General features: G+C 72.6%; 17 protein-coding genes and 1 pseudogene. 16 read left to right on the top strand and 2 right to left on the bottom strand.

The annotated features are described in order from the left end of the window. Nucleotides 1-3: 3 nt before the first annotated feature. Complete coding sequence (rpsD, locus tag LUZ64_RS09105) at nucleotides 4-618, top strand: 30S ribosomal protein S4 (protein WP_087928965.1); 615 nt, start codon at nucleotides 4-6, stop codon at nucleotides 616-618. Between the two features lie 53 nt (nucleotides 619-671). On the opposite strand, the gene LUZ64_RS09100 is transcribed toward rpsD, so the two are convergent. Then, the gene (locus LUZ64_RS09100) at nucleotides 672-2,966 is read right to left on the bottom strand and encodes an ATP-binding protein (protein WP_107426688.1); all 2,295 of its coding nucleotides are present in this window, start codon (nucleotides 2,964-2,966) and stop codon (nucleotides 672-674) included. 202 nt (nucleotides 2,967-3,168) lie between these two features. Between LUZ64_RS09100 and LUZ64_RS09095 the strand changes: the two genes are divergently transcribed. The 14 genes and pseudogenes from LUZ64_RS09095 to nusB all read left to right on the top strand — a co-directional run bounded on the left by LUZ64_RS09095 (nucleotide 3,169) and on the right by nusB (nucleotide 16,451). Further along, nucleotides 3,169-3,612, top strand: coding sequence for a DUF948 domain-containing protein (locus tag LUZ64_RS09095; RefSeq protein ID WP_232390219.1), 444 nt, complete (start codon nucleotides 3,169-3,171; stop codon nucleotides 3,610-3,612). A gap of 8 nt (nucleotides 3,613-3,620) precedes the next feature. Further along, nucleotides 3,621-3,944 carry a DUF6167 family protein gene (locus LUZ64_RS09090; protein WP_095583850.1) on the top strand — a complete coding sequence of 108 codons (324 nt, stop codon included), beginning with the start codon at nucleotides 3,621-3,623 and terminating at the stop codon, nucleotides 3,942-3,944. Further along, on the top strand, nucleotides 3,944-6,613 hold the full coding sequence (alaS, locus tag LUZ64_RS09085) for an alanine--tRNA ligase (RefSeq protein WP_095583849.1): 2,670 nt from the start codon (nucleotides 3,944-3,946) through the stop codon (nucleotides 6,611-6,613). Before LUZ64_RS09090 ends, alaS begins: the two co-directional genes overlap by 1 nt. A 2-nt stretch (nucleotides 6,614-6,615) precedes the next feature. Then, a complete protein-coding gene (gene ruvX, locus LUZ64_RS09080) occupies nucleotides 6,616-7,080 on the top strand; it encodes a Holliday junction resolvase RuvX (RefSeq protein WP_087928969.1) in 465 nt (154 codons plus the stop codon). A gap of 124 nt (nucleotides 7,081-7,204) precedes the next feature. Continuing rightward, on the top strand, nucleotides 7,205-8,824 hold the full coding sequence (gene mltG, locus LUZ64_RS09075; protein WP_095583848.1) for an endolytic transglycosylase MltG: 1,620 nt from the start codon (nucleotides 7,205-7,207) through the stop codon (nucleotides 8,822-8,824). Further along, nucleotides 8,821-9,684 (top strand): shikimate dehydrogenase, encoded by an 864-nt coding sequence (locus tag LUZ64_RS09070; RefSeq protein WP_095583847.1) that lies wholly within the window; start codon nucleotides 8,821-8,823, stop codon nucleotides 9,682-9,684. The genes mltG and LUZ64_RS09070 overlap by 4 nt, the downstream gene beginning before the upstream one ends. A gap of 180 nt (nucleotides 9,685-9,864) precedes the next feature. Beyond that, nucleotides 9,865-11,049 carry a chorismate synthase gene (gene aroC, locus LUZ64_RS09065; RefSeq protein ID WP_095583846.1) on the top strand — a complete coding sequence of 395 codons (1,185 nt, stop codon included), beginning with the start codon at nucleotides 9,865-9,867 and terminating at the stop codon, nucleotides 11,047-11,049. Beyond that, a complete protein-coding gene (locus LUZ64_RS09060) occupies nucleotides 11,046-11,582 on the top strand; it encodes a shikimate kinase (protein ID WP_095583845.1) in 537 nt (178 codons plus the stop codon). The genes aroC and LUZ64_RS09060 overlap by 4 nt, the downstream gene beginning before the upstream one ends. Before the next feature lie 7 nt (nucleotides 11,583-11,589). Beyond that, complete coding sequence (gene aroB / locus LUZ64_RS09055; protein WP_095583844.1) at nucleotides 11,590-12,681, top strand: 3-dehydroquinate synthase; 1,092 nt, start codon at nucleotides 11,590-11,592, stop codon at nucleotides 12,679-12,681. 5 nt (nucleotides 12,682-12,686) lie between these two features. Next, a complete protein-coding gene (aroQ, locus tag LUZ64_RS09050) occupies nucleotides 12,687-13,142 on the top strand; it encodes a type II 3-dehydroquinate dehydratase (RefSeq protein WP_095583865.1) in 456 nt (151 codons plus the stop codon). Nucleotides 13,143-13,411: 269 nt separating this feature from the next. After that, nucleotides 13,412-14,230, top strand: a pseudogene (locus LUZ64_RS09045) (AAA family ATPase); the annotation flags it as partial. Nucleotides 14,231-14,297: 67 nt separating this feature from the next. Next, on the top strand, nucleotides 14,298-15,404 hold the full coding sequence (locus LUZ64_RS09040) for a M24 family metallopeptidase (RefSeq protein WP_095580822.1): 1,107 nt from the start codon (nucleotides 14,298-14,300) through the stop codon (nucleotides 15,402-15,404). 49 nt (nucleotides 15,405-15,453) lie between these two features. Next, complete coding sequence (gene efp / locus LUZ64_RS09035) at nucleotides 15,454-16,020, top strand: elongation factor P (RefSeq protein WP_095580821.1); 567 nt, start codon at nucleotides 15,454-15,456, stop codon at nucleotides 16,018-16,020. A gap of 2 nt (nucleotides 16,021-16,022) precedes the next feature. Then, complete coding sequence (nusB, locus tag LUZ64_RS09030; protein WP_087928977.1) at nucleotides 16,023-16,451, top strand: transcription antitermination factor NusB; 429 nt, start codon at nucleotides 16,023-16,025, stop codon at nucleotides 16,449-16,451. A 78-nt stretch (nucleotides 16,452-16,529) separates the two neighbouring features. On the opposite strand, the gene bldD is transcribed toward nusB, so the two are convergent. Continuing rightward, on the bottom strand, nucleotides 16,530-17,030 hold the full coding sequence (gene bldD, locus LUZ64_RS09025) for a transcriptional regulator BldD (RefSeq protein WP_004948690.1): 501 nt from the start codon (nucleotides 17,028-17,030) through the stop codon (nucleotides 16,530-16,532). Between the two features lie 196 nt (nucleotides 17,031-17,226). Here bldD and pyrR point away from each other — a divergent pair, with 196 nt between their 5' ends. Beyond that, nucleotides 17,227-17,817 carry a bifunctional pyr operon transcriptional regulator/uracil phosphoribosyltransferase PyrR gene (gene pyrR, locus LUZ64_RS09020; RefSeq protein ID WP_095580820.1) on the top strand — a complete coding sequence of 197 codons (591 nt, stop codon included), beginning with the start codon at nucleotides 17,227-17,229 and terminating at the stop codon, nucleotides 17,815-17,817. Nucleotides 17,818-17,877 lie beyond the last annotated feature (60 nt).

Here is a 17,877-nt window from a genome sequence, read left to right as displayed (position 1 = left end):
AACGTGCCTAACCAGTCGCGTCCCAAGGTCAAGAAGTCCCGTGCGCTCGGTATCGCGCTGACCCCGAAGGCTGTCAAGTACTTCGAGGCCCGCCCCTACCCGCCGGGTGAGCACGGCCGCGGCCGCAAGCAGAACTCGGACTACAAGGTCCGTCTGCTCGAGAAGCAGCGTCTGCGCGCCCAGTACGACATCAGCGAGCGCCAGATGGCCCGCGCCTACGACCGCGCCAAGAAGGCCGAGGGCAAGACGGGCGAGGCGCTGGTCGTCGAGCTCGAGCGCCGCCTCGACGCCCTGGTCCTGCGTTCGGGCATCGCCCGCACCATCTACCAGGCCCGTCAGATGGTCGTCCACGGCCACATCGAGGTCAACGGTGGCAAGGTCGACAAGCCGTCGTTCCGCGTCCGTCCCGACGACGTCGTGATGGTCCGCGAGCGCAGCCGCGCCAAGCACCCCTTCCAGGTCGCCATGGCCGGCGGCTACGCCGGTGAGGGCGAGACCCCGCGCTACCTGCAGGTCAACCTGCAGGCGCTGGCCTTCCGCCTGGACCGTGACCCGAACCGCAAGGAAATCCCGGTCATCTGCGACGAGCAGCTCGTCGTCGAGTACTACGCCCGCTGATCCTCGGAGCGCCCCCCGGCCGTAGCCGGGGGAGCGGCTCCCGCGAGATCGGTTCAGCCCGCCGTCTCCCCGGTCCCCGTGACCGGAGAGCCGGCGGGCCGGTGCGTTTCCGGGGACCGTGAGCGGGTGCGCGCGCCCGGCACCCTGCCCCGGTCCGGCAGGCTCTCGTGGTCCGGCCGGGGCCCGCGCAGCGCCCGCGCCGTCACCGCGTCAAGATCGAGCCGGGCCCCCTCTCGGACGTGGTTCTCGTACCGCCGGGCGCCCAGCCGGTCCCGCAGCCGCCGCTCGCACAGCGCGTGCGGACCGTTGAAGTACCGCGAGCCGAACAGCGGCAGCCCCACCGAGCGCCACAGCCGCCCCGCGGCCCCCTGGAGCACCGCGGCCTCCACCGCGTCGCCCTCGTGCGCCCCGCCGTCGCCCTCCAGGGTGATCAGCGCCAGCAGTTCCAGCGCCAGCACCGAACCCACCAGGTCGTGGAAGGCGTGGTCGATGGCCAGGCACTCCTCCAGCAGCGCCCGGGCCCGCACGCCGTCGCCGCCGCCGAACGCCGCGAACCCCAGCACGTACAGCGCGTAGGCCAGCGTCCAGCGCTCGCCGTGCTCCTCGCAGACGTCCCGCACCTCCTCGCACAGGCGCACCGCGTCCGCCAGGTCGCCCCGGAACGCCACCGCCATCGCCAGCTCCACCTTGCCCATCAGCACATTGCTGTTGAGCTCGCCGATCTCCTCGTAGCGGGCCAGCGCGCCGCGCAGCAGCGCCTCCGCCCGCGGCATGTCGTCCGAGACCAGCGCCAGACAGCCGGTGCGGTGCTCGGCGTAGGCCAGGGCGCGGGCGTTCCCGGTGCGCTCCGCGGTCCGGCGGCACTCGTCCAGCGCGGCGACCGCGCCGGCCGGGTCGCCCTGGAGCACCGCCACATAGCCGAGCACCCACAGCGCCTTCAGCCGGGTCTCCTCGGTGGCCGGATTGTCGGCGGGCACCGCCACGGCCCGGTCCAGCCAGTACCGGCCCTCCGCGAGCCGGCCGCAGCCCACCCAGCAGAACCACAGCGTCCCCGCCAGATACTGGCCGATGTGCGCCTCAGCGCTGTCCTGCAGGCTGTGCTCCATGGCGAGGCGCAGGTTCGGCAGCTCGGCGTCGACCATGGCCGCCACCTCCGCCTGCCGCGGGCTGAACCAGTCCAGCTCGCACCAGGTCGCGAGGCCCATGTACCAGTCGCGGTGCCGGCGCCGCATCCGCTCGGAGTCCGCCAGCGCGTCCAGCCAGCCCGCCCCGTACATCCGCACGCTGTCCAGCAGCCGGTAGCGCGGCCCCGGCGGGGTGTCCTCGCGGACCACCACGGACTGCGCCACCAGCTCCGCCAGGACGAGCGGGAGGTCCTCGGCGGGCAGCTCCGGGCCCGAGCAGACGTATTCCGCCGCCTCCAGGTCGAAGAGGCCCGCGAAGACCGTCAGCCGGGCCCACAGCAGCCGCTCGGCGGGCGTGCACAGCTCATGGCTCCAGCCGATGGTCGTGCGCAGCGTCTGGTGGCGCGGCAGCTCCCCGCGCGCGCCCCCGGTCAGCAGCCGGAAGCGGTCGTCCAGCCGCTCCAGCACCTGGGTCACCGACAGTGCGCCCAGCCGCGCCGCGGCCAGCTCCAGGGCCAGCGGGATGCCGTCGAGCCTGCGGCACAGCTCCGCCACGGCACCCGGCTCGGCGCGGGCGGACCGGGGCCGCAGCGAGGACGGCCAGGCCGCCGCCGCCCGGTCCTCGAACAGCGCGGCGGCCTCCGGCTCCGTCATCGGCCGCAGGGGGAAGACCTGCTCTCCCGCGATCTCCAGCGGCCGCCGGGACGTCACCAGGACCCGCAGCCGGGGTGCCCGCCGCAGCAGCTCGCGCACCAGCGGCGCGCACTCCTCCACGAGGTGCTCGCAGCCGTCGAGGACGAGCAGCAGGCGGCGGTCGGCGAGCTGCTTCAGCAGACAGGCGCGCGGCGGGCGGTCGGTGTGGTCGGTCAGGCCCAGCGCGCCGGCGATCGCGTGGTCCAGCAGCGCGGGGTCGGTGAGCGTCGACAGCTCCGCCAGCCACGCCCCGTCGCAGAAGCGATACTGCACCTCTCTCGCCACCCGGCCGGCCAGCCGCGTCTTGCCGACGCCGCCGACGCCCGTGACCGTCACCACCCGGGACCGCGCCAGCTCGTCCGCCAGCGCCGCCAGCTCCTCGGCGCGGCCGACGAAGCGGCCCGGCTCGGCCGGGAGGTTGCCCGGCGGGGCGAACCGGCCGGAACCAGGCGTCGCGCCGTGCGACGCCGAGCCCGGTCGCGGGGGGAACTGTGAGGACGGTGGGAACGCGGAGCCGGAGTGCGGTGACATGGCACACAGAGCGTACTGATGAGGATGCGCACCGTAAACTCCGGCTGGTGGGCACCGGTTCCGCCCCCGGCGGGGCGCCGTCAATGCGGTACGGGTGCCGAGGCCCGGCGCGATAAGGTCGTACCGGACGTCCAGGGACGTCCGCAGACGTCATTGAGCAAGCAGCAGGCAACCGACGACGACCAGCAGGGAGCGGTGCAGCGTGTCCGGTGGAGAGGTGGCCGGGATCCTCGTGGCCGTCTTCTGGGCGATCCTCGTGTCCTTCCTCGCCCTTGTGCTCGTGCGCCTCGCGCAGACGCTGAAGGCCGCCACCAAGCTGGTGGCCGACGTCTCCGAGCAGGCCGTCCCGCTCCTCGCCGACGCCTCCGCCACCGTCCGCTCCGCCCACACCCAGCTCGCCCGCGTCGACTCGATCGCCGCGGACGTCCAGGAGGTCACGGCGAACGCCTCCGCGCTCTCCTCGACCGTCTCCTCCGCCTTCGGCGGTCCGCTGGTCAAGGTCGCCGCGTTCGGGTACGGCGTGCGGCGCGCGATGGGCCGCAAGGCCGAGCCCGCCCCCGAGCGCTCCGCGTTCGTCGGCCGGACCGTCGACCGGACCCTGCCGTCCGCCCGGCGCGGCAGCCGCCGCGCCCGTGGGAAGGGTTGACCCCAGAAATGTTCCGCCGCACCTTTTGGTTCACCACCGGTGTCGCAGCCGGTGTCTGGGCCACCACCAAGGTCAACCGGAAGCTCGCCAAGCTCACCCCCGAGAGCCTCGCGCTCCAGGCCGCGGACCGCGCGGTCATCGCCGGCCGCCGGGTCAAGCTCTTCGCACTCGACGTACGCGACGGCATGGCGCACCGCGAGGAGGCGCTCAAGGACGCGCTCGGCCTCGGCACCGCGCCCGGCCCCGAGCACCACGAACTGCCCGAGCAGCGCCGCCTGGCCGCACTCGAACCGAACCACACCTACCACTTCACCCGGAAAGAGGACCACTGATGGAGTCGGCTGAAATCCGCCGCCGCTGGCTGCGCTTCTTCGAGGAGCGCGGGCACACCGTCGTGCCGTCGGCGTCGCTCATCGCGGACGACCCCACGCTGCTCCTGGTCCCCGCCGGCATGGTCCCCTTCAAGCCGTACTTCCTCGGCGAGGTCAAGCCGCCCTTCCCGCGCGCCACCAGCGTGCAGAAGTGCGTCCGCACCCCGGACATCGAAGAGGTCGGCAAGACCACCCGCCACGGCACGTTCTTCCAGATGTGCGGCAACTTCTCCTTCGGCGACTACTTCAAGGAAGGCGCCATCAAGCACGCCTGGGAGCTGCTCACCAGCTCCGTGGCGGACGGCGGCTACGGCCTGGAGCCGGAGAAGCTCTGGATCACCGTCTACCTCGACGACGACGAGGCCGAGCGGATCTGGCGCGACGTCATCGGCGTCCCCGCCGAGCGCATCCAGCGCCTGGGCAAGAAGGACAACTTCTGGTCCATGGGCGTCCCCGGCCCCTGCGGCCCGTGCTCCGAGATCAACTACGACCGCGGCCCCGAGTTCGGCGCCGAGGGCGGCCCCGCCGTCAACGACGAGCGGTACGTGGAGATCTGGAACCTGGTCTTCATGCAGTACGAGCGCGGCGCCGGCGAGGACAAGGAGAACTTCCCGATCCTCGGCGACCTGCCCAGCAAGAACATCGACACCGGCCTCGGCCTCGAGCGCCTCGCGATGATCCTGCAGGGCGTGCAGAACATGTACGAGACCGACACCCTGCGCGTCGTCATGGACAAGGCCACCGAGCTCACCGGCGTGCGCTACGGCGCCGCCCACGGCACGGACGTCTCGCTGCGCGTGGTCGCCGACCACATGCGCACCTCCGTCATGCTCATCGGCGACGGCGTCACCCCCGGCAACGAGGGCCGCGGCTACGTCCTGCGCCGCATCATGCGCCGCGCCGTGCGCAACATGCGCCTGCTCGGCGCCACCGGCCCGGTCGTGGCCGAGCTGGTCGACGTCGTCATCCGCACGATGGGCGAGCAGTACCCGGAGCTGGTGACCGACCGCAAGCGCATCGAGACCGTCGCGCTCGCCGAGGAGGCCGCCTTCCTCAAGGCCCTCAAGGGCGGCACCAACATCCTCGACACCGCCGTCACCGAGACCAAGGCCGCGGGCGGCACGGTCCTCGGCGGCGACAAGGCGTTCCTGCTCCACGACACCTGGGGCTTCCCGATCGACCTCACCCTGGAGATGGCCGCCGAGCAGGGCCTGTCCGTGGACGAGGACGGCTTCCGCCGCCTGATGAAGGAGCAGCGGGAGCGCGCCAAGGCCGACGCCAAGGCCAAGAAGACCGGCCACGCCGACCTGTCCGCCTACCGCGAGGTGGCCGACAGCGTCGGGGAGACCGTCTTCACCGGCTACACCGGCACGGAGAACGAGGCCACCGTCGTCGGCCTGCTGGTGGACGGCGTGCCCTCGCCCGCCGCCACCGAGGGCGACGAGGTCGAGGTCGTCCTGGACCGCACCCCCTTCTACGCCGAGGGCGGTGGCCAGCTCGCCGACCAGGGCCGCATCAAGCTCGACAGCGGTGCGGTGATCGAGGTCCGCGACGTCCAGAAGCCCGTCCCGGGAGTCAACGTCCACAAGGGCGTCGTCCAGGTCGGCGAGGTCACCGTCGGCGCCACCGCGTACGCCGTCATCGACGTCGCCCGCCGCCGGGCCATCGCCCGCGCCCACAGCGCCACCCACCTCACCCACCAAGCGCTGCGCGACGCCCTGGGCCCGACGGCCGCCCAGGCCGGTTCGGAGAACTCCCCGGGCCGCTTCCGCTTCGACTTCGGCTCCCCGGCCGCCGTCCCCGGCAGCGTCCTCACCGACGTCGAGCAGCGGATCAACGAGGTCCTCTCCCGCGAGCTGGAGGTCCACGCCGAGGTGATGAGCCTCGACGAGGCCAAGAAGGCCGGCGCCATCGCCGAGTTCGGCGAGAAGTACGGCGAGCGCGTCCGCGTCGTGACCATCGGCGACTTCTCCAAGGAGCTGTGCGGTGGCACGCACGTCGCCAACACCGCCCAGCTGGGCCTGGTGAAGCTGCTCGGCGAGTCCTCGATCGGCTCCGGCGTGCGCCGCGTCGAGGCCCTCGTCGGCGCCGACGCCTACAACTTCCTGGCCAAGGAGCACACGGTCGTCGCCCAGCTCCAGGAGCTGGTCAAGGGCCGTCCGGAGGAGCTCCCCGAGAAGATCTCGGGCATGCTCGCCAAGCTCAAGGACGCCGAGAAGGAGATCGAGCGGTTCCGCGCGGAGAAGGTCCTCCAGGCCGCCGCGGGTCTCGCCGAGGGCGCCAAGGACGTCAAGGGCGTGGCCCTGGCCGTCGGCCGGGTGCCGGACGGCACCGGCGCCGACGACCTGCGCAAGCTCGTCCTCGACGTGCGGAGCCGCATCAACGGCGGCCGTCCCGCCGTGGTCGCGCTGTTCACCGTGGCGGGCGGCCGCCCGCTGACGGTCATCGCCACCAACGACGCCGCCCGTGAGCGCGGCCTCAAGGCCGGCGACCTGGTCCGTACGGCCGCCAAGACCCTCGGCGGCGGTGGCGGCGGCAAGCCGGACGTCGCCCAGGGCGGCGGGCAGAACCCCGAGGCCGTCGACGAGGCCATGGCCGCCGTCGAGCGTCTCGTGGCGGAAGCGGCCTGATCGTGCGACGAGGCAGGCGTATCGCCGTGGACGTCGGGGACGCCCGGATCGGGGTCGCCTCGTGCGACCCCGACGGGATCCTCGCCACCCCGGTCGAGACCGTCCCGGGCCGTGACATCCCGCAGGCCCACAAGCGGCTCGTGGCGATCGTCGCGGAGTACGAGCCGGTCGAGGTCGTCGTCGGTCTGCCCCGCTCCCTCAAGGGGGGAGAGGGGCCGGCCGCGGCCAAGGTGCGGACCTTCGCCCGGGAGATGGCCCGGCGCATCGCGCCGGTGCCGGTCCGGCTGGTCGACGAGCGCATGACGACCGTCACAGCGACGCAGGGGCTCCGCGCCTCCGGGGTGTCCTCGAAGAAGGGGCGCTCGGTCGTTGACCAGGCGGCCGCCGTGGTGATCCTCCAGAACGCGCTGGAGATCGAGAAGGTCTCCGGGCGGCCTCCGGGCGAGGCCGTCGAAGTGGTCATCTGATCGCAATACGGTAACGTTCCGCGCGACATGGCAGCTGTCCGCGCGTCGTCCCGGTAGAACCGGACGATTCGGACTCGCGCTCACGAGAACGCGCCGGCTGCCGCTGTGCGGCTCTAGGGGATCGATGACTGAGTACGGCCGGGACTCCGGCTCCCACCCGTGGCACCCCGGGGACCCTCTGTACGGGGACCAGGGGTACGGCGGACAGCAGCAGCACCCGCAGTCGCAGCAGCAGTCCTCGTACGGCCAGCAGCACGGTCAGCAGCAGTACGACTGGGACCCCTCGCAGACCGCGGGGGGCCAGTACGGCCACCAGCAGGGCGGCCAGCAGCAGTACGGGCAGTCCGCCGGCGCCTACGCCGGCGGCGGCCCCGACTACTACGCGCAGCAGGACGCCTCCTACCCGCCGCACGCGCAGCCGCAGGTGCCGCAGCAGCACCAGGGTCAGCAGCAGGGGCAGCAGCAGGCGTACGAGCAGCAGCGGGCGCCCGAGCCCGAGCCGGCCGTGCGCTGGGAATCCGAGCCCGACGAGGAGAAGATCTCCCTCTTCGACGACGAACCGGCGGCCCCCCCGGCGCCCGCCGGTAGTTCCGGTGACGCCGCCGACGAGCCCCGCGACGGGTCCCGGCGGGACCGGCGCGGCAAGAAGCCCAAGAAGAAGAACAAGCGCCGCAGCGGTACGGCCTGCCTGGTCGTCGCCGTGGCGCTGGTGGGCGTGGTCGGTGGCGGCGGCTATCTCGCCTACGACTACTGGCAGACGCACTTCGGCGCCGCGCCGGACTACGACGGCGAGGGCACCGGCCAGGTGCAGGTCGAGATCCCCAAGGGGGCCGGCGTCGGCCAGATGGGCGAGGTCCTCCAGAAGGCGGGCGTCGTGAAGAGCGTCGGCGCCTTCACCGAGGCCGCCGGCAAGAACCCCAAGGGCGCGGCCATCCAGCCCGGCACGTACACCCTGCACAAGGAGATGTCGGGCAAGGCGGCCGTCGAGATGATGACCAACGCCGCGAACTTCCTCACCATCGCCGAGGGCCGCCGCGCCGTCCAGATCTACGCCGCCATCGACCAGAAGCTCGGCCTCCCGGAGGGCACGACCAAGGGCGTCGCGAATCGCGAGGCGAAGAACCTCGGGCTGCCGGACTGGGCGAACAGCGACCCGAAGATCCAGGATCCGCTGGAGGGCTTCCTCTTCCCCTCGCAGTACAGCGCGGGCAAGGGCACCAAGCCGGAGGCCGTCCTCAAGCAGATGGTGGCGCGGGCCAAGGAGACCTACGCCAAGCAGGACCTGGAGGGCAAGGCCAGGGAACTCGGCCTGAAGTCCCCGCTCCAGCTGATCACCGTGGCGAGCCTGGTCAACGCCGAGGGCAAGACGCACGACGACTTCCGCAAGATGTCGCGCGTCATCTACAACCGCCTCAAGCCCAGCAACACCCAGACGAACGGCAAGCTGGAGTTCGACTCGACGTACAACTACGCGACGAACCAGAGCAAGCTGAACATGAGCCAGGCGGCGATGCGCTCCCTGGACCACCCGTACAACACGTACTTCACCAAGAACAAGGGCCTGCCCCCGGGCCCCATCGGCAACCCCGGCGAAGAGGCGCTCAAGGCGGCCATGGACCCGGAGCCCGGTGACTGGTACTACTTCGTCTCCCTCGACGGGAAGACCACGACGTTCACCGCGACCTACGCGGAGCACCAGAAGCTCGCCGACGAGTTCGCCAGGAAGCAGAAGAACCAGGAATGAGTGACCTGAGGGAGCACCGCCGCCGGGCGGCCGTGCTCGGATCGCCGATCGCCCACTCCCTCTCCCCGGTCCTGCACCGCGCGGCCTACGCGGAGCTCGGCCTGGGGGAGTGGACGTACGACCGCTTCGAGGTCGACGAGGCGGCGCTGCCCGCCTTCCTGGACGGGCTGGACGGCAGCTGGGCCGGGCTCTCGCTGACCATGCCGCTCAAGCGGGCGGTGATCCCGCTGCTGGACGAGGTGCGGGAGACCGCCGGGTCCGTCGAGGCCGTCAACACCGTGGTGTTCACGCCGGACGGCCGCCGCGTCGGCGACAACACCGACATCCCGGGCATCGTGGCGGCGCTGCGCGAGCGCGGTGTCGGGTCGGTGCCCTCCGCCGCCGTCCTCGGCGCCGGGGCCACCGCCTCCTCCGCCCTCGCCGCCCTCGCCCGGATCTGCTCCGGCGAGGTCACCGCGTACGTCCGCAGCGAGGCACGGGCCGACGAGATGCGCCGGTGGGGCGAGCGCCTCGGCGTGTCCGTGCGCACCGCCGACTGGTCCCGCGCCGCCGAGGGCCTCGCCGCGCCGCTCGTGATCGCGACCACCCCGGCGGGCGCCACCGACGGCCTCGCCGGCGCCGTCCCGGACCGCCCCGGCACCCTCTTCGACGTGCTGTACGAGCCCTGGCCGACCCCGCTGGCCGCGGCCTGGTCCGAGCGCGGCGGAGCCGTCGTCGGCGGCCTCGACCTGCTCGTCCACCAGGCGGTGCTCCAGGTCGGCCTGATGACCGGCCGCGACACGTCGCCGCTGGCGGCCATGCGCGCCGCGGGCGAGGCGGCGCTGGCGGCCCGTGCCGCGGGCCGCGAGCTGACGGAGTAGCCGCTTCCGGCCGCTCCTATCTGACGCAGTAGGCCCGGCGGGCGGACCTGCGGCGGGGAACGCCCTCCCGGCATGGGAGGATCAGAGGCGGCGGGCCAGGGCCGCGCGCCCCCAGCTGCGCTGGGCGGCGCCCCCGCGGCGCGCCACTGCATGATCCGTGGTGCGAGTAGAGGAGTCCCGTTGAGCAGGTTGCGCTGGCTGACGGCCGGGGAGTCGCATGGTCCGGCACTGGTGGCGACGCTGGAGGGTCTCCCCGCCGGTGTGCCCGTCACCACCGACTTGGTGGCGGACGCCCTCGCCCGGCGCCGGCTCGGCTACGGCCGCGGCGCGCGGATGAAGTTCGAGCGCGACGAGGTCACCTTCCTCGGCGGGGTGCGCCACGGTCTCTCCCTGGGCTCCCCGATCGCGATCATGGTGGGCAACACCGAGTGGCCCAAGTGGGAGAAGGTCATGGCGGCCGACCCGGTCGACCCGGCCGAGCTCGCCACCATGGCCCGCAACGCCCCGCTGACCCGCCCGCGCCCCGGCCACGCCGACCTCGCGGGCATGCAGAAGTACGGTTTCGACGAGGCCCGCCCGATCCTGGAGCGCGCCTCCGCCCGCGAGACCGCCGCCCGCGTCGCCCTCGGCGCCGTCGCCCGCTCCTTCCTCAAGGAGACGGCCGGCATCGAGATCGTCTCCCACGTCGTGGAGCTGGCCGCCGCCAAGGCCCCGTACGGCGTCTACCCGAAGCCCTCCGACGTCGAGCGCCTGGACGCCGACCCGGTGCGCTGCCTGGACGAGGCCGCGAGCAAGGCGATGGTCGCCGAGATCGACCAGGCCCACAAGGACGGCGACACCCTCGGCGGCGTCGTCGAGGTCCTCGCCTACGGCGTGCCCGTCGGCCTCGGCTCGCACGTCCACTGGGACCGCCGTCTCGACGCGCGGCTGGCCGCCGCCCTGATGGGCATCCAGGCCATCAAGGGCGTCGAGGTCGGCGACGGCTTCGAGCTGGCCCGGGTGCCCGGTTCCAAGGCGCACGACGAGATCGTGGCCACCGACGAGGGCCTGCGCCGCACCTCCGGCCGCTCCGGCGGCACCGAGGGCGGTCTGACCACCGGTGAGCTGCTGCGCGTCCGGGCGGCCATGAAGCCCATCGCCACCGTGCCCCGCGCGCTCGCCACCGTCGACGTCACCACCGGTGAGGCCACCCAGGCCCACCACCAGCGCTCCGACGTCTGCGCGGTGCCCGCCGCGGGCATCGTCGCCGAGGCCATGGTCGCGCTGGTGCTGGCCGACGCGGTGACGGAGAAGTTCGGCGGCGACAGCGTCACCGAGACCCGCCGCAACGTCCAGGGCTACCTCGACAACCTGGCCATCAAGTGACCCCGCCCCTCGTCGTGCTGGTGGGCCCGCCGGGATCCGGCAAGTCCACCACCGGTGCCCTGCTCGCCCAGCGGCTGGGCACCGGTTACCGCGACACGGACGCCGACATCGAGCGGCGGGCCGGCAAGTCCATCCCGGAGATCTTCGTCGACGAGGGCGAGCCGCACTTCCGCGAGCTGGAGCGGCAGGCCGTCCGCGACGCCGTGGCCGAGCACCCCGGGGTGCTCGCCCTCGGCGGCGGCGCGATCATGGATGACGGCACCCGCGCCCTGCTCAAGGGCCTGCCGGTGGTCTTCCTCGACGTCGAGCTCGCCGACGCCGTGCGCCGGGTGGGCCTGGACGCCCCCCGCCCGCTCCTCGCGGTCAACCCGCGGCAGCGCTGGCGCGAACTGATGGCGGCGCGCCGCCCGCTGTACACCGAGGTCGCCCGCGCCACCGTCAGCACCGGCGACCGGACCCCGGCCGAGGTGGCCGACGCCGTGCTCGACGCGCTGGCCCTGCCCCGGGACCGTACCCCCGACACCCCGCAGTGAGGAACGCATGACCGACGCCCCCACCCGCATCCAGGTCGCCGGCAGCGCGGGCACCGCGCCGTACGAGGTCCTGGTCGGGCGCCAGCTGCTGGGCGAGCTGCCCGCACTGATCGGCACCCAGGCCAAGCGCGTGGCCGTGCTGCACCCCGAGGCGCTCGCCGAGACCGGGGAGGTGCTGCGCGCGGACCTGGCCGCACAGGGTTACGAGGCCATCGCGATCCAGCTCCCCAACGCGGAGGAGGCCAAGACCGTCGAGGTCGCGGCCTACTGCTGGAAGGCGCTCGGCCAGACCAGCTTCACCCGCACCGACGTGATCGTCGGCGTCGGCGGCGGCGCCACCACCGACGTGGCCGGCTTCGTCGCCGCGACCTGGCTGCGCGGGGTGCGCTGGATCGCCGTGCCCACCACCGTGCTGGCCATGGTCGACGCGGCCGTCGGCGGCAAGACCGGCATCAACACCGCCGAGGGCAAGAACCTCGTCGGCGCCTTCCACCCGCCGGCCGGGGTGCTGTGCGACCTGGCGGCGCTGGAGTCGCTCCCGGTGCACGACTACGTCAGCGGCCTCGCCGAGATCATCAAGGCCGGTTTCATCGCCGACCCGGCCATCCTCGACCTGATCGAGGCGGACCCGGAGGCGGCCCGTACGCCCGAGGGCCCGCACACCGCCGAGCTGATCGAGCGCGCGATCCGGGTCAAGGCCGAGGTTGTCTCCTCCGACCTCAAGGAGTCGGGCCTGCGGGAGATCCTCAACTACGGTCACACCCTCGCCCACGCCATCGAGAAGAACGAGCGCTACAACTGGCGGCACGGCGCGGCCGTCTCCGTCGGCATGGTCTTCGCCGCCGAGCTCGGCCGGATCGCCGGCCGGCTGGACGACGCGACCGCCGACCGGCACCGCGCGATCCTGGAGGCCGTGGGCCTGCCCGTCACCTACCGTGGCGACCAGTGGCCCAAGCTGGTCGAGAACATGAAGGTCGACAAGAAGTCCCGCGGCGACCGGCTGCGCTTCATCGTCCTCGACGGTCTCGCCAAGCCGACGGTCCTGGAGTCGCCGGACCCGGCGATGCTGCTGGCCGCGCACGCCGAGATCGCGGCGTGAGCGCCGTGGGCGAGCAGGCGCGGGCACGCAAGGTCCTCGTGCTCAACGGGCCGAACCTCGGCCGGCTCGGCTCCCGCGAGCCCGATGTGTACGGCGCGACCTCCTACGCGGGCCTGGTCGAGGAGTGCGCCCGGCTCGGCGAGGAGCTCGGCTTCGCCGTCGACGTCCGGGAGACCAACGACGAGGGCGAGCTGATCCGCTGGCTGCACGAGGCCGCCGACGGCTCCCTCCCGGTCGTCATCAACCCCGGCGCGTTCACGCACTACTCCTACGGGATGCGGGACGCGGCCGCGCAGCGCACGGCACCGCTGATCGAGGTGCACATCTCCAACCCGTACGCCCGGGAGGAGTTCCGCCACACGTCCGTGATCGCGGCGGTCGCGAGCGGGACGGTCGCGGGGTTCGGCATCGGTTCGTACCGCCTGGCGCTCCGCGCGCTCGCGGAGGAACTCGGCGGCTGACACGGGCGTTCCCACGACGGTGGTCGCGGGAACGGGCTCGGGTACGCTCCCGTCTGGCCGGGGGGTTGTTCTCCCCAGCCCCGCCCCTTCCCGTCCCGGGGCTCCGCCCCGGACCCCGGTCCTCAAGCTCCCCCGGCTACCTCCCCCAGCTACCGCTGGGGGTGCCCCCAGGAGGTGCCCCCGGACGGGCTGGAGAATCCAGCCCGTCCGGCGCTTGAGGACGCCGCGCGTCAGCGCGGAAAAGGGGGGCCCGGGGGCTTGCCCCCCGGTATCGGGAAGGGGCGGGTAGGGGAAAGCCCCGTACGCCACCACCCCCGCGCCCTGCCACCCGCCGCAAGAGACGGAGCCACCGGATGCAGCACCCCGTGGGACCGCCACCACCCCACACGCCCGGCCTCCTCGGTCACCCCCCGATGCCCCCCGCACCCCCCGCGGGGCCCACCGGCCACTTCACCCTGCCCGCACCCCCTCCCCTCCCCGCCGCCCCGGCCCTCCCGCAGCCCCCGCCCGTCGCCGACCCCGCGCACGCCCCCGTGGCCGTGCTCCTCATCGGGGCGGCCGGCGCGGGCAAGACGACCGTGGCCCGGCACTGGGCCGACACCCGCCGGGTGCCCACGGCCCACATCAGCCTCGACGACGTCCGCGAATGGGTGCGGTCCGGCTTCGCCGACCCGCGGTCCGGCTGGAACGACCACTCCGAGGCGCAGTACCGCCTCGCCCGCCGCACCTGCGGCTTCGCCGCCCGGAACTTCCTCGCCAACGGCATCTCCTGCATCCTCGACGACGCCGTCTTCCCCGACCGGCCCGTCGTCGGCCTCGGCGGCTGGAAGCGGCACGTCGGCCCCGGCCTGCTGCCCGTCGTCCTGCTGCCCGGCCTGGAGGTCGTCCTGGAGCGCAACGCCGAGCGCTCCGGCAACCGCCGCCTCAGTGACGAGGAGGTCGCCCGGATCCACGGCCGGATGGCCGGCTGGTACGGTTCCGGGCTGCCCATCATCGACAACTCCCAGCAGGACGTCGCCACCACCGGCCGCCTCCTCGACGACATCGTCGCCCGCGCCCTCGCCGCGCCGCCCGGCCCCGGCCGGTAGCCCGGCCCGCGCCCGGTCGGACGCGCTGGGACGGCCGGGCGTCCCGCCCCGCCGTACGCTCGGAGGCATGTCCGAGGTGTACGCGGCTCGCCGCGCGCGGCTGCGTGAGCGCTGCGAGGCGGCCGGGAGCGAGGCCGCCCTGGTGTCCGGCGACGCCAACGTCCGGTATCTGGCCGGTGGCGCCCCGCCGGGCGCCACGCTGCTCCTGGGGGCCGGTCAGGACCTCCTGTGCTGTGTCACGGACCCCTTCGGATACCGGGCGACCGACCACCCCGCGGAGGACGTACGGGTCCTGGTGCTGGCCGCGCCCGAGGCGGATCCGGCCGTCGCCGCCGCCGAGCGGGCCGTGGAGGCGGGCGTCGGCTCGCTGGCCGTCGAGGAACACCACCTCACCGTCGCCCGGCACCGTGCCCTGGGCTCGGTCGCGCCCGGATTGCGCCTGGACGACCTGGGCACGGCCGTGGAACAGCAGCGGCTGGTCAAGGACCCCGAGGAGATCTCCGCGCTGCGGATCGCGGCGGAGATCGCCGACCAGGCCCTCGGCGAGCTCCTGGAGTCCATCCTCGTCGGCCGCACCGAGCGCCATCTGGCGCTGGAGCTGGAGCGCCGGCTGGTGGACCACGGCGCGGCCGGTCCGGCCTTCCCGACCTCGGTGGGGGCCGGGCCGAACTCCGGCCTCGCCGGTCACACGCCCACCGACCGGCGGGTCGAGGAGGGCGATTTCCTCAGTGTCTGCCTGGGCGCCGACTACCGCGGTTACCGCAGCGAGATCGCCCGCACCTTCGTCATCGGCACCACCCCGGCGGACTGGCAGATCGAGCTGTACGACCAGGTCTTCGCGGCCCAGCGGGCCGGCCGGGAGGCCCTCGCGCCGGGCACCCCGTACCGCGATGTGGACCGCGCGGCGCGGGTCGTGCTGGAGGCCGCGGGGCACGGCGAGCGGCTCGGACCGGGCATCGGACACGGCGTGGGACTCGAAAACGACGAGGACCCTCGGCTGACGCCTTCGGCAATGGGTAAACTGGACGCTTGCGTGCCGGTCACCGTAGATCCGGGGGTTCACCTCCCGGGGCGCGGCGGGGTCCGGATCGATGACACGCTCGTCGTCCGCTCAGAAGCGGATGGCGGACCCGAGCTACTCACCATTACGACCAAAGAGCTGCTCGCGCTCTGACGGGCGCACCGCACTTTCTGGTTCCACCAGCCCAGGAGATACCGCAACCGTGGCATCCACGAACGACCTCAAGAACGGCATGGTGCTCAAGCTCGACGGGGGCCAGCTCTGGTCCGTCGTCGAGTTCCAGCACGTCAAGCCCGGCAAGGGCCCCGCCTTCGTCCGTACGAAGCTGAAGAACGTGCTCTCCGGCAAGGTCGTCGACAAGACCTTCAACGCGGGCGTGAAGGTCGAGACGGCCACCGTCGACAAGCGCGGCATGCAGTTCTCGTACATGGACGGCGAGTACTTCGTGTTCATGGACATGGACACGTACGACCAGCTGCACGTCGACCGCAAGACCGTCGGCGACGCCGCCAACTTCCTGCTCGAGGGCTTCGAGGCCGTCGTCGCGAAGCACGGTGACGAGGTGCTCTACGTCGAGCTGCCCGCCGCCGTCGAGCTCGTCATCGAGCACACCGAGCCGGGTGTCCAGGGCGACCGCTCCACCGGTGGCTCCAAGCCCGCCAAGCTGGAGACCGGCTTCGAGATCCAGGTCCCGCTCTTCATCACCACTGGTGAGAAGATCAAGGTCGACACTCGCACCGGTGATTACCTCGGTCGGGTGAACAGCTAACCGTGGCCGCTCGCAGCAAGGCCCGTAAGCGCGCCTTCCAGATCCTCTTCGAGGCCGATCAGCGCGGGATCACCGTGCAGAACGTCCTCGCCGACTGGATCCGGCACTCGCGGTCCGACGACCGGCAGCCGCCGGTCAATGAGTACACCATGCAGCTGGTCGAGGGGTACGCCGAGCACGTCGCCCGTATCGACGAGCTGATCGCCACCTACGCGGTCGACTGGGACCTGGACCGGATGCCGGTCGCGGACCGGAACATCGTGCGGCTCGGTGCCTACGAGCTGATCTGGGAGGACGGCACTCCGGACGCGGTCGCGATCGACGAGGCGGTGCAGCTCGCCAAGGAGTTCTCGACCGACGACTCGCCGGCCTTCGTCAACGGCCTGCTCGGCCGCTTCAAGGAGCTCAAGCCGAGTCTTCGCCGGGCATGACGAAACCGCCGTGGGGGGCGGGAAACCCAATGGGTTTCCCGCCCCCCACGGCGGTTCGTTTTTTAATGACCGGGACGGCTAGGCGTCCTCGTGCTGGACGGCGCGGCGCGCGTCGGCGTCCAGGACGCCCCAGCTGATCAGCTGCTCGGTGAGCACCGAAGGCGACTGGTCGTAGATCACGGCAAGAGTGCGGAGGTCGTCCTGGCGGATCGACAGGACCTTGCCGTTGTAATCGCCACGCTGGCTCTGGATGGTCGCCGCGTAACGCTGGAGCGGGCCCGCCTTCTCGGCCGGCACATGGGCCAGGCGCTCAAGGTCCAGGACCAGCTTCGGCGGCGGCTCGGCGGCCCCGCCGGGAGTGGTGCCCGGCAGCAGTTCCTGCACCGGAACGCCGTAGAAATCGGCCAGCTCGGCCAGGCGCTGGACGGTCACTGCACGGTCGCCGCGCTCGTACGAGCCCACTACGACGGCCTTCCAACGGCCCTGGGACTTCTCCTCGACGCCATGGAGGGAGAGGCCCTGCTGGGTGCGGATGGCGCGGAGCTTGGCCCCGAGCTGTTTGGCGTATTCGCTGGACATAAAGCTCCCCGGACGAAGACTGGTAACTCACTGTGAGGTTACGCAGCGTAATCTGACTTCGTCAAGCCGAATGGTCCACAGCATCCCCCGTCAGGGGCGATGGCGCCTGTTCAGCGCGGACCCTGGTAACGTGAAACCGTTAATCCGACGTCCTTTAAAGTCCGTCCCGTGAGGCGGAGAAGGAGGTCCGTTTCGTATGGACGCACACCGTGACGCAATCCCTCCGGGTTCCGTCTCCGCCCGTCCCGTGCTCGAAGCACCGGACATCGCCCGGGTCCTGACCCGTATCGCCCACGAGATCGTCGAACGCGCCAAGGGCGCCGACGACGTGGTGCTCCTCGGCATTCCCACGCGCGGCGTCTTCCTCGCCCGCCGGCTGGCCGCCAAGCTCGAAGAGATCACCGGCGGCACGATGCCGGTCGGCTCCCTCGACATCACCATGTACCGCGACGACCTGCGGCTGCGGCCCGCCCGCGCGCTGGCCCGCACCGAGATCCCCGGCGAGGGCGTCGACGGCCGTCTGGTGATCCTCGTCGACGACGTGCTCTTCTCCGGCCGCACGATCCGCGCCGCGCTCGACGCGCTGGGCGACATCGGCCGCCCGCGCGCCGTCCAGCTCGCCGTCCTCGTCGACCGGGGCCACCGCGAGCTCCCGATCCGCGCCGACTACGTCGGCAAGAACCTCCCCACGTCGCTGCGGGAGACGGTCAAGGTCCAGCTCACCGAGGAGGACGGCCGCGACAGCGTGCTCCTCGGCACGCGCGAGACCGCCCCGGCCGAGCAGTAGCAGCCCCCGCGGACCCGGTGCGCCCGGGCCCGTGAAGCCGCATGCCCGGCTGTTGCCCGT

Origin of the sequence: Streptomyces albireticuli, from assembly GCF_021228125.1 — a bacterium.
Lineage (GTDB): Bacteria > Actinomycetota > Actinomycetes > Streptomycetales > Streptomycetaceae > Streptomyces > Streptomyces albireticuli.
The sequence above is the reverse complement of the archived record's forward strand: the minus strand, read 5'-3'. Positions and strand labels throughout refer to the sequence as shown.

What these genes read in the sequence shown, in the direction of transcription:
- mltG (WP_095583848.1), top strand. Translation starts at nt 7,205, where the DNA reads ATGACTGAGTACGGCCGGGACTCCGGCTCCCACCCGTGGCACCCCGGG.
- LUZ64_RS09040 (WP_095580822.1), top strand. Translation starts at nt 14,298, where the DNA reads ATGTCCGAGGTGTACGCGGCTCGCCGCGCGCGGCTGCGTGAGCGCTGC.
- LUZ64_RS09070 (WP_095583847.1), top strand. Translation starts at nt 8,821, where the DNA reads ATGAGTGACCTGAGGGAGCACCGCCGCCGGGCGGCCGTGCTCGGATCG.
- alaS (WP_095583849.1), top strand. Translation starts at nt 3,944, where the DNA reads ATGGAGTCGGCTGAAATCCGCCGCCGCTGGCTGCGCTTCTTCGAGGAG.
- bldD (WP_004948690.1), bottom strand. Translation starts at nt 17,030, where the DNA reads ATGTCCAGCGAATACGCCAAACAGCTCGGGGCCAAGCTCCGCGCCATC.
- pyrR (WP_095580820.1), top strand. Translation starts at nt 17,227, where the DNA reads ATGGACGCACACCGTGACGCAATCCCTCCGGGTTCCGTCTCCGCCCGT.
- aroB (WP_095583844.1), top strand. Translation starts at nt 11,590, where the DNA reads ATGACCGACGCCCCCACCCGCATCCAGGTCGCCGGCAGCGCGGGCACC.
- LUZ64_RS09090 (WP_095583850.1), top strand. Translation starts at nt 3,621, where the DNA reads ATGTTCCGCCGCACCTTTTGGTTCACCACCGGTGTCGCAGCCGGTGTC.
- LUZ64_RS09100 (WP_107426688.1), bottom strand. Translation starts at nt 2,966, where the DNA reads ATGTCACCGCACTCCGGCTCCGCGTTCCCACCGTCCTCACAGTTCCCC.